The organism is Rhodococcus spelaei, from assembly GCF_006704125.1.
Lineage (GTDB): Bacteria > Actinomycetota > Actinomycetes > Mycobacteriales > Mycobacteriaceae > Rhodococcus_G > Rhodococcus_G spelaei.
Genome location: NZ_VIGH01000011.1, coordinates 109,116 through 119,526, shown reverse-complemented (window position 1 = coordinate 119,526; position 10,411 = coordinate 109,116). Strand labels below are relative to the sequence as shown.

Here is a 10,411-nt window from a genome sequence, read left to right as displayed (position 1 = left end):
ACTTCGGATTGGCCAGGCGCCTTCGTCCAACCTCGTGTCCCGCACCTCTCGGTCCGGGTCGGTGTCCGTGTCGCTCTGACTCGACAAAAGTTACGCGACGACCCACACCACGTCAAATCGCCTGGTCACAGGGCCGCAGGCGACGAGAACCCGTGTCGAGGCCGGCCGACGGCCCCGAAATCGCCGCGCTGTCGGCCCTCTGGACAGTAGGAAGAAGGGCATGACGTCCCGATTCACCGCAGCGATGAGCCGAGTGCTGGCCGGACTCGATCTCAAGGAGATGGACCCCGCCCTGCTGAGCTTCGCCATTTCGCATCGCGCGGCCGAGCTCCGGGCGTCGAGCGATCTGTTCACCGACGCCCTCGAGTTGGCGGCCTTCGCCCATCGCAACGACGTCCGGAACCCGAGCAAGGACGGGCGCGGGCAGCCGTACATCGGGCACCCGTTCCGTAACGTGCTCCGACTCCTCCGCTACGGGTGCGTCGACGAGGCAACGCTGTGCGCCACCGCGTTGCACGACACCGTCGAGGATTGCCCCGCGGAGGTGATCTCGCTGTTCGACGGACCCGACGCAGCCGCATTCGACGCGGCCGGCGCACAGTCCCGGGCCCTCGAGCTGATTGCCGGGCACTTCGGCGACCGCACTTCCGCCCTCGTCGCGGCGGTGACCAATCCCCTCGACACGAGTTCCACCGAGGATCGACACCGGGCTTACGCCGACCACGTCACGAGCGTGGTCGGCGAGCCGCGGGTGTTCCTGGTGAAGTTCGTGGACTTCGTCGACAACGCGGGCAGCGTCCAGTACGTCGAGGACCTGACACGGCGCCAGCGCCTTTCCGACAAGTACCGGCCTCTCGTCCCCGTGTTCCGGTCCGTCCTCGACACCGTGGAGGCGGACCTACCGGTGTCGGCCGACGGCCTGATTCAGATTCGCGGTCACCTCGACCGGATCGCGGATCGACTCGGATAGTCAGGTGCAGTTCCCGACGCGGACCACCCGTGCCGGCACCGTTCTCGACACGAGGACAGTCGGGGCCGACCGACCGGGCGCCGCCTATTCCGAGCGGCGCTCCAGGCGCCCGCGCGACTCCGCGCGCAGCTTCAGCAGATAGAGGCCGGAGACGGACGCGACGATGAGCCAGACCACGGCCATCTCGACGTTCAGTCCGTACACGCCGAACGCCGCGCCCACCACGCTTGCGACGAACACGCAGGCAATGAGGGTCTTTCGTGCGGGAGGGGACAGAGTGGTCATCTTCAAACACCTACTCGGAGACGATCTGCAGACTCGACTACTTTCGATCCGCGCGAGGGTGACAGTGGCCGCTCGCACGCCGGGCCCGGACTCGTTCAGTTCCGTGCTCGCTGTTCAATTCCGCATCGCACGTTAGCGCCGATCAAGCCATTCCTGTGTGAGGCGCGGCGAAACCCGTCGAAAGATTCCGCGAACACGAAAAAACCCAGGGTGATGGGAACCTTCGCCAGGTCTACCTGGTTGAAGGATCCCATCACCCTGGGGCGGGGCGGAGTCGGGGCGGTGGCTACTCCGCGATCTCGACCATCTCGTAGTCGGCGACCTTGCCCGCCAGCACTCGCAGGTGATCGTCGGCGCTGCCGAGGGTGTGCCCGATCGCGGTCAGCCGCGATACGTAGTGGCCCACCGGGTACTCGGCGGTCATGCCGATGCCGCCGTGCATCTGGATGGCCTCGAGCCCGATGTGCCGGGCGGCGCGGCTGACCTGCAGCTTGGCGCGCGAGGCAATGGTCGGGTCGACGACGCCGTCGGCGAGGGACATGGTGGCGTACAGGCTCATGCTGCTCGCCAACTCGAGCTCGACGTACATGTCGGCTGCGCGCTGCGTCAGGGCCTGGAACTTGGCCAGCGGCACCCCGAACTGCTTGCGCTGCTTGAGGTAGTCGGTGGTCAGACGCAGCGCCTCGCCCATTGCGCCGACGGCCTCGGCACACAACGCCGCCTGGGCGCGGACCTGCGCGCCGATGATCGCGGCGGAGGCGTCGCCACCGTCGCCGAGCGGCTGCGCGGGCGCGTCCGCGAACACGATCTGTGCGCCGCGCAGGCCGTCGTGGGTCGCGTAGGCCTTGCGGGTCACGCCGGACGCGTCGGCCTCGACCAGGAACAGGCCGACTCCGCCGTCGGGCAGCGCCGCACTGACCACGAGGGTGCCCGCGCAATCTCCGTGCAGCACCGGGTTCTTGGTGCCGGTGACGGTCCAGCCGTCTCCTGCGCCGGCGGCCACGGTGGCGACCCGCTGGTTCGGCCAGCGGCTGCCCGGCTCGTCGTGTGCGAACGCGAGCAGGGTGTCACCCTCGGCGACACCGGGCAGGATCTTGGCGCGCTGCTCGGCACTGCCGACCTCGGCAACCAGTCCGCCGGGGGTGAGCACGGCGTCGAGGAACGGCTCCGGCGCGAGCGAGCGGCCGATCTCGTTCATCACGGTCATCGTCTCGACCGGGCCTGCGCCCATGCCGCCGTCGTCCTCGGAGAACGGCAGACCGAGCAGACCGATCTCGGCGAGCTTGCCCCACACCTCGGTGCTCCAGCCCTGACCGGAGGCGGTGACGGTGTTGCGCTTCTCGGCGTCGTAGCTGCGGCTCAGCAGCTCACGAGTCGTGTCGCGCAGCATGACCTGTTCGTCATTGAGTTCGAAATCCATGGCTGCTACTCACAATCCGAGAATCGAGGAGGAAATGATGTTGCGCTGAACCTCGCTCGACCCGCTGTAGATGGACACCTTGCGGAAGTTCAGGAAGACCGGGGCGCTGCGCTGCGCCCAGCTCGGGGACGCGATCTCGTCTCCGCCGTCGAACGGCAGCGAGTCGGGGCCTGCCACGTCCATGAGGATCTCGGTCGCGGCCTGCTGCAGTTCCGACCCGCGCAGCTTGAGCAGCGAGGACGCCGGGTTCGGCTTGCCGTCCGCGGAACTGGCGACCACCCGCAGCTGGGTCAGTTCGAGCGCGAGCAGTTCGTTCTCCAGCTCGGCCAGACGCGCCGCGAACAGCGGATCCTCGAGCAGGGTTCCGTCGCCGATCGCGGTCTGCGCGGCGTACTTCTTGGCCTTCGCGAGCTTGGCCTTGCTCGAACCGACGCGGGTGACGCCGGTGCGCTCGTTGCCGAGCAGGAACTTCGCGTAGCTCCAGCCGGCGTTCTCCTCGCCGACGAGGTTCTCGACCGGGACGCGCACGTCCTCGAACCACACCTCGTTGACCTCGTAGCCGCCGTCGATCAGCTTGATCGGGCGGACGGTGATGCCCGGGGTCTTCATGTCGATCAGCAGGAACGAGATGCCGGCCTGACGCTTCGGTGCGTTCGGGTCGGTGCGCACCAGGCAGAAGATCCAGTCGGCGTGCTGGCCGAGGGTGGTCCAGGTCTTCTGGCCGTTGACGATGTAGCTGTCGCCGTCACGCACCGCACGAGTCTTGAGCGAGGCGAGGTCGGATCCGGCCTCCGGCTCGGAAAAGCCCTGGCACCACCAGATGTCGAGGTTCGCGGTGCCGGGCAGGAACTTCTCCTTCTGCTCCTGCGACCCGAACGCCGCGATCACCGGGCCGACCATGTCGGCGTTGAACGCCAGCGGGTCCGGCACGGACGCGAGCTGCATCTCGTCGAGCCAGAGGTGACGCTGGACCGGGGTCCAGTCCTTGCCGCCCCACTCGGCCGGCCAGTGCGGCACGGCGAGTCCGTTCGCGTTGAGGATCTGCTGCGTCGTGACGAAGTCCTCGCGGGTCAGCTCTCCGCCGCCGCCCGCGGCCCGCTCACGGATGTCCGCGGGGATCTGCGTCGTGAAGAACGTGCGCATCTCGTCGCGGAACTTCAGTTCCTCGTCAGTGAGTTTCAGGTTCATTATGTGCTTTCTGGGTCAGATCGAGGGCCGGCAACGGGTCGAGTCTGTCGAGTGCGTGCGCCTCTCAAAAATAAGCGCTCGCTCATTATCTAAGCGCATGCTTATACTCGTCGGGTAGCTGGCCGTTGTCAAGGCCCGGGACCGGAACGAAAGGCGCAGGTGAGCATGTCGAGACCCGATGCCCTGCCCGACACGACGGGCACCGCCGTGGTGAGCAACTCGAAGGCCGCGGCCAGGATCCGCGCAGCCGCCGTGGAGGCCTTCGCCGAGAACGGGTACGGCGGCACCACCACCCGCGACATCGCCGCCCGCCTCGGCCTCAGCCCGGCCGCGATGTATCCGCACTACAAGTCGAAGGAAGAACTCCTCTACGCGATCAGCTACGAGGGCCACCGGCGGTGTATCGAGGTCCTCACCGAGGCCGACCAGTCCGATCAGAGCCCCACGATCCGATTGCGCTCAGTGGTCGGTGCGTTCGCCGGCTGGCACGCCACCCATCACGCACGCGGCCGGGTGGTGCAGTACGAGCTGACCGCCCTGTCCCCCGAGCACTACCGCACGGTGATCGGGCTTCGTCGCGACGTGAGCCGGATCGTCAAGCGGATCGTGCGGGCCGGCGCCGAGGACGGATCGTTCGTCGTCCCGGACGTCGAGGGCGTGAACCTCGCCATCAACTCGCTGTGCGTCGACGTGTGCCGCTGGTTCCCCAGCGGCGGCTTCACCGACCCCGATGCGGTCGCGGAGCTGTACAGCGAACTCGCGTTGCGGCTCGTCGGCGCCCGCGACTGACCGTCAGCCGTCCCGGCCCGGCCTGGTGCGCAACGCCAGGATGTCCCCGTGCAGCAGGTTCTGGTAGCTGATCATCAGCTCGTCCACCCCACCGATCTGATCGCCGACGAAATGGATGTTGTCCGCGGACAATTCGCGGCTGCCCGAGCGCGCGATCAGCTCGTCGATCCGCGAGTCCAGGCTCATCGTGCGCTGCACCGCGGCCATGGACTGCAACTGGTCCTCGGCGTCCGCGAGCAAGTCGCCGATCCTCGCCAACGCCGCCACCCGGTCGACCAGCTGGTCCCAGACCGGCACCAGCGCGCGCTGCCGGGCGCGGATCTGGGTGCGGGCGGCCTCGGTGCGCGCGGCATTCGACGCCGCGAACAGCTCGCCGCCGATCCCACGGAGCGCGACGGCGTCCACGGCGATCTGCGTCAGCTCCTCTGCCAGGTCGAGCTGGACCCGCTGGATCGCGAAGTGCTCGGAATGCCACGCGACGGAGCCGTCGATCCGGTCGAAGAGGGTGCCGGCCAGGAACAGCAACGCGTCGAAGCGATCCACGAACCGGTCACCGGGCTGGCCCGCCACACCCCCGAGAGCATCCGCCGCCCGGCGACCCATCGCCGCCCACGGGGTTCGCTCGGTCAACCCGGCCAATCGGTCCGCGGCCGCGGCCAGCGCGGCCGAGGTCGCCTGATCCGCAGGCCCCCGCCCCTCGTTCAACGGCGTCGGGGTTCGCTGCAACGCCGCGAACAACGCCTCCCGCTGCGGCAGTTCCAGGTGCACGCCGTCGCGCCGGTCACGCCGGATCGTGCGCACACCGTTCGCATGATGCGGCGGCGAGTGCACGAAGCGTGAGCGGGCCGCCTGCAGGCGTCGACCGAGTTCGCCGGCCCGGTGGGCGGTCAACGCCTGCATCGCGCCGGGGCGCATGCCCGCGGCCTTGCGGTCGAGTCGGACGTAGTCGTCGGTGAGCAGCCGTAGGTCGCCGAACCCGCCGACGTCCGGGAGCCCGCGACCGGCGAGCCGGCGGGCGGCCAGCACCGCGCGGGTCGGCTCGTCGAGATATCCGGCCGCGATCAGCAGCGCGGCGGCGGCGGACAGTTCGCGGTGAATCCCGACCGGCGTCGACGTGTCACCGATCCGCGCCTCCTCACACCACGTGCGGACCTGTGCGGTGATTCGAGCGCGGCGCTGGGCACCGGTCTCCACCGCGGCCGGCGTGTGCATGCCGTCGGACATGGGGCCTCCCTGCTGGACCGTCAGAACACCACTGTTCCAGAAGTTCGGCGACCCCGGCCACGTCACATGGCGTCGACGCCGGTCAGCGCCCGCCCGATGATCAGTTTCTGCACCTGGCTGGTGCCCTCGTAGAGCGTGAGCACCCGCGCGTCTCGGAGGTACTTGCCCATGGGGAACTCGTCGATGAAACCGTAGCCGCCGAACACCTGAAGGCAGTTGTTCGAGACGGCGACCGCGGCCTCGCTGGCAGCGAGTTTGGCCATCGACGCGGGCAGCGTCAACTCCTTGGAGGTGGCACCCGCGTCGACCATGCTCGCGGCCCGCCAGGTCAGCAGCCGCGCGGACTCGATGGCGACCGCGGAATCGGCGAGCAGTTCCTGCACCAACTGCTTGCCCGCGATCGGACCGCGGAACTGGGTGCGCTGGGTGGAGTACTCGACCGCGGCATTCAAAGCGGCCTGCGCGACCCCGACGCTGCCCGCCGCCACGGAGATCCGGCCCTTGGCGAGCGCGGACATCGCGATGCCGAAGCCCTTGCCGACCTCGCCGAGCCGCGCCGCATCCGGGATCCGCACGTCCTGGAACGACAGCGCCGCGGTGGACTGGCCGCGGAGGCCGAGCTTGCCGTGGATGAGCTTGGCGTCGAAGCCGTCGCTCTCCGTCGGGACGAGGAACGCGGTGATGCCGCGCGCACCCTCGTCGGAGGTGCGGGCGAAGACCAGTGCCACGTCCGCCCAGGTGCCGTTCGTGATGAACATCTTCTCGCCGGAGAGCACCCAGTCGTCGCCGTCCCGGCTGGCCCGAGTCCGCAGCGAGCCGGCGTCGGAGCCGCTGTCCGGTTCCGTGAGCGCGAAGCAGCCCAGGGAGTGGCCGCTGGTCAGTCGCGGCAGCCACTGCTCCTTCTGCTCCTCCGTGCCGTACGCAGCGATGGTCTTGGTGACGAGCCCGAGGGAGACGGACACGATGCCGCGCACCGAGGAGTCGCCGCGGCCGAGTTCCTCGGTGACCAGCACGTAGGACAGCATGTCCACCTCCGTGCCGCCGTAGTGCTCGTCGATGGTCAGCCCGAGGAAGCCGAGCTCACCGAGCCTGGCCACGATGTCGAGGTCGACGGATTCGCGTCGGTCCCATTCCTGGATGTGCGGGACGATCTCGCGGTCGACGAACTCCGCGGCGAGCGCCCGGATGCTCTGCTGGGTCTCGGTCAACGTGAAATCCATGACTGCCTTCCTATCGTCCGTCGAACAGGTCAGCGGGTCGGGTTCCCCGGTCGCGCAACGACATTCCGAGCTCGGCCCGGGCCCGCAACCAGGTGCTGGCCCGGTAGCGCGGGTCGCCGGTGTAGTCGAGCAGGCCGTCGAGGATCCTCACCACCAGCGCTGCGCCGTGCAGGTCGCCGAGTTCGAGCGGACCCCGCGGATAGCCGAGCCCGAGCCGTGCGCCGAGGTCGATGTCCGCGGCGTCGCCGAGTCCCGTCTCGGCGATCGCGCTGCCCACGTTGACGATCGACGCGATCAGTCGCTGCGCGACCGGCGCCGGGCCGTCCGCGGTGACGGTGACCCGTCGGCCGGTGGCCGCCAGCACCCGCATCGCCGCCGCCCCGACCGTCGGGTCGAGCATCGCGGGCACCACCACAGTCAGTCGCGGGCCCGGGACCGACAGCGGGTCGACACCGATGGTGTGTGCCGGGTTCACGCCGGCCGCCAGTGCGGCCCGATAGGTCGGGGTGCCGACCGGCGAGACGATCGAGACCGCGTGATCGGTGGGCTCGGTGAGCACCCGAACACCGCTCGACCGCAACAGGTCCGCGAGGCGGGCGTCCTCCTGGACGTACACCACGATCGCGGCGGGATCGGCATCGATCGCGGTCTCGCCCGGGACCTGTTGGGTGCCGCCGTCGTACCGGTAGAAGCCCGCACCGGTCTTGCGGCCCAACATCTTCCCACTGAGCCTCGTGGCGGTGATCGGGGACGGGCGCAGCCGCGGGTCGCCGTAGAAGCCCGCGTAGACGGTCTCGAGGACCGGGTGCGAGACGTCGAGTCCGGTGAGATCCATCAGTTCGAACGGACCCATCTTCAGACCCACCGTGTCGCGGGCAATGCGATCGATGTCGACCGGCTCGGCGACCGTCTCGGAGAGCAGCTGCAGCGCCTCGGTCGGCAGCCCGCGGCCGAGGTGGTTGACCAGGAACCCCGGGGTGTCCTTCGCCAACACGCCGGTGTAGCCGAACCGGTCCACCAATTGCCGTGCGGCGGATACCGTCTCCGCGCCCGTACGCAGGCCCGGCACGATCTCGACGAGCTTCATCAGCGGCACCGGGTTGAAGAAGTGCAGGCCGACCAGACGCTCCGGGCGGTCCAGCACCGACGCGATCGCGGTGATCGAGAGCGAGCTGGTGTTGCTGGCCAACAACGCATTCGGCACCGTGGCCTCGAGGTCAGCGAAGATCGAGCGTTTGACCTCGAGGTTCTCCACCACAGCCTCGATCACCAGGTCGAGGTCGTCGCCCGGCGCAGTGGGGGCGCGGCCCGCGTGCAGTCGCGCGATCGCCGCCTCTGCCTCGGCCACGGTCCGCTGGCCCTTGTCCGAGGACCGGCGGATCATCGCGCAGACGAAGTCGATTCCCGCGCCGACCGCGGAGTCGACAGCGTCGGTGAGCTCCACCTCGATGCCGGCAGTCACTGCGACCTGGGCGATACCGCGCCCCATCGCCCCGGCGCCGATCACCCGCAGCCGGTTCACGGTGACACCGGCGCGCTTCTGGTTCATCCCCCCACGTTTGCACGACCCACGCGGCCCGTCCACCGAACTCAGATTCCGAACCGACGCGCCAGTTCCTCGCCGCCGACCGCCCGGATCAGCGCTGGGTCGCCGCAGACGACCAGTTGGTCCCGCGCCCGGGACAGTCCTACGTACAGCCGCTCGCGCGACCGTTCCTGCGCGGCCTGCTCGTTGAGCGCCAACACCACCGCGCGGCGTTCGAGTCCCTTGAAGCCGAGCACGTGCCCGTAGAACACCTGCTCGGTGTCCCAGAAGGTGTCCCAGTAGGCCTCGTTGCCCGCGAGTTGACGTTCGACCTGCTCCGGGTGGCGACTGCCGGTGGCCAGCAGTGCCACGTCCTCGGGCCGCCAGCCCTCGTCGAGGAGCGCGTCCACCTGGTCGTCGGCCACTGCCAGCGCGTCCGTCGCCGCGCACGGCACGAAGCGCACCTCCGGCCCCTCACCGCCGAGCAGGCGCATCCGCTGCCCGACCAACGGGGTGAACGAGCCCGCGATCTGCCGGGTGTTGCGCAGATTGTGGTCGAGGACCAACGGCACCAATGGAACCGGCGGCACGCCCTGGCGGTCGAACACCCGCTGGCCCTCGTCGCTGAAAACGTAGATGCCACTGGACTCCTCGTCGGTCAGCGCAGCGAGCACCGGCTCCCACCAGGCGTCGGCGAAGTCCTGGGCCTCGTCGATGACAACGGCGTCGAACCGCTGTCCGGGTGGCAGGGCGGCCGCCAGTAGGGACATCTGCCGGGGCAACTCGTGCTCCCAGAAGTCCTGGGTGCGTGGGGTGCGCAGGGTCTCGTCCGGGCCGTCGCCCGCCGCCCACCGGCGACCGAGAGTGTGGAACTCCCCCACGTACGCGGGTTTGTCCCGACGGGCCCAGTTCGCCGTCACCCGCCGCAGGTAGGAGGCGAGACCGTGCGAGTAACACAGGAGGGCAACCCGTTGTCCCGAGCGAGCCAGGCGACGCGCCTGCTCCACGGCGAGGAACGTCTTGCCACTGCCCGCCCCGCCCCGCACCTCGACCCGGTTGAGCAACCGGATCGCGCCGAGGATGGACAACTGCTGCGCCGACAGGGCATCGGCCGCGTCCTCGTTGGCCAGCGCCCTGGCGACCACGTCGCGTTGCGGCAGCCCGCGGCCGGCGAGCGCGGTCTCGAGCTGCTCGACTCCCTCGGCGGTCAGTCCCGGCCGCTCCATTTCCTGGCCGACGAGCACCTTCCAGATCCGCCCCGCGAGCTCGTCGAGTTCGCTGCGGTCGATCACCTTCCACCGCGGGCACTCCGGCAACGCATAGTCGTCGTCGATCTCGCAGTTCGGGAAGACCACCAGGTGATCCCACTTGAGCCGACCCTGCGTCCAGCGCGGGTCCGCCTCGACGTAGCTGCGCAGCGCGTAGCACCCTTCGCGGGCCTGGCGCACCGGGTCGATGGGGGTCGGCCCCTTTCGCCGGTCCTGCATCCAGGAGGCGCCGTCGTGCCAGATCAACCCACCCTTGACCTCGACGGTAACGATGCCCTGCCCCTCGACGGCGACCACGAAGTCGATCTCGTGGTCCTTGCGATGGTCGGTGACCCGCACATTGGCCGCCACCAGGTCGCCGTCACCGAGTTGACCGACCAGCGCTGTCCACACGGACTCCTCGGCGGCGTTGACCAGTCGCGGATGCTCGGGAATGCGGATAGCCATTGCGACAGCTTGGCACGGAACCGGACACCGTCCCACGGAAGGCGGCCGGCCGGTGCGGGAGTCACGGCGCAGTAC

The 10,411-nt window shown here is 69.3% G+C and carries 9 protein-coding genes; 2 read left to right on the top strand and 7 right to left on the bottom strand.

From position 1 onward, the window contains the following. Positions 1-220 precede the first annotated feature (220 nt). Positions 221-970: an HD domain-containing protein gene (locus tag FK531_RS21235; RefSeq protein ID WP_142103023.1), complete on the top strand. Its 750-nt coding sequence runs from the start codon at positions 221-223 to the stop codon at positions 968-970. An 84-nt stretch (positions 971-1,054) separates the two neighbouring features. Here the strand turns inward: FK531_RS21235 and FK531_RS21230 are convergent, their stop codons facing one another. From FK531_RS21230 to FK531_RS21220, 3 genes are all read right to left on the bottom strand, one after another. Further along, positions 1,055-1,255, bottom strand: a complete 201-nt coding sequence (locus FK531_RS21230) for a hypothetical protein (protein ID WP_142103021.1) — start codon at positions 1,253-1,255, stop codon at positions 1,055-1,057. A 286-nt stretch (positions 1,256-1,541) separates the two neighbouring features. Next, positions 1,542-2,675: an acyl-CoA dehydrogenase family protein gene (locus tag FK531_RS21225; protein WP_142103019.1), complete on the bottom strand. Its 1,134-nt coding sequence runs from the start codon at positions 2,673-2,675 to the stop codon at positions 1,542-1,544. A gap of 9 nt (positions 2,676-2,684) precedes the next feature. Then, positions 2,685-3,863 carry an acyl-CoA dehydrogenase family protein gene (locus tag FK531_RS21220; RefSeq protein ID WP_142103017.1) on the bottom strand — a complete coding sequence of 393 codons (1,179 nt, stop codon included), beginning with the start codon at positions 3,861-3,863 and terminating at the stop codon, positions 2,685-2,687. A gap of 165 nt (positions 3,864-4,028) precedes the next feature. Between FK531_RS21220 and FK531_RS21215 the strand changes: the two genes are divergently transcribed. Then, on the top strand, positions 4,029-4,652 hold the full coding sequence (locus tag FK531_RS21215; RefSeq protein WP_142103015.1) for a TetR/AcrR family transcriptional regulator: 624 nt from the start codon (positions 4,029-4,031) through the stop codon (positions 4,650-4,652). Positions 4,653-4,655: 3 nt separating this feature from the next. Here the strand turns inward: FK531_RS21215 and FK531_RS21210 are convergent, their stop codons facing one another. The 4 genes from FK531_RS21210 to FK531_RS21195 form a co-directional block, all read right to left on the bottom strand. Continuing rightward, positions 4,656-5,876, bottom strand: a complete 1,221-nt coding sequence (locus FK531_RS21210; protein ID WP_142103013.1) for a hypothetical protein — start codon at positions 5,874-5,876, stop codon at positions 4,656-4,658. 62 nt (positions 5,877-5,938) lie between these two features. Continuing rightward, entirely contained in the window at positions 5,939-7,096 is a 1,158-nt protein-coding gene (locus FK531_RS21205) for an acyl-CoA dehydrogenase family protein (protein ID WP_142103011.1), read from the bottom strand. 10 nt (positions 7,097-7,106) lie between these two features. Beyond that, positions 7,107-8,645, bottom strand: a complete 1,539-nt coding sequence (locus FK531_RS21200; protein WP_142103009.1) for a 3-hydroxyacyl-CoA dehydrogenase — start codon at positions 8,643-8,645, stop codon at positions 7,107-7,109. 41 nt (positions 8,646-8,686) lie between these two features. Then, positions 8,687-10,336: an NERD domain-containing protein gene (locus FK531_RS21195; protein WP_142103007.1), complete on the bottom strand. Its 1,650-nt coding sequence runs from the start codon at positions 10,334-10,336 to the stop codon at positions 8,687-8,689. Between the last annotated feature and the right edge of the window lie 75 nt (positions 10,337-10,411).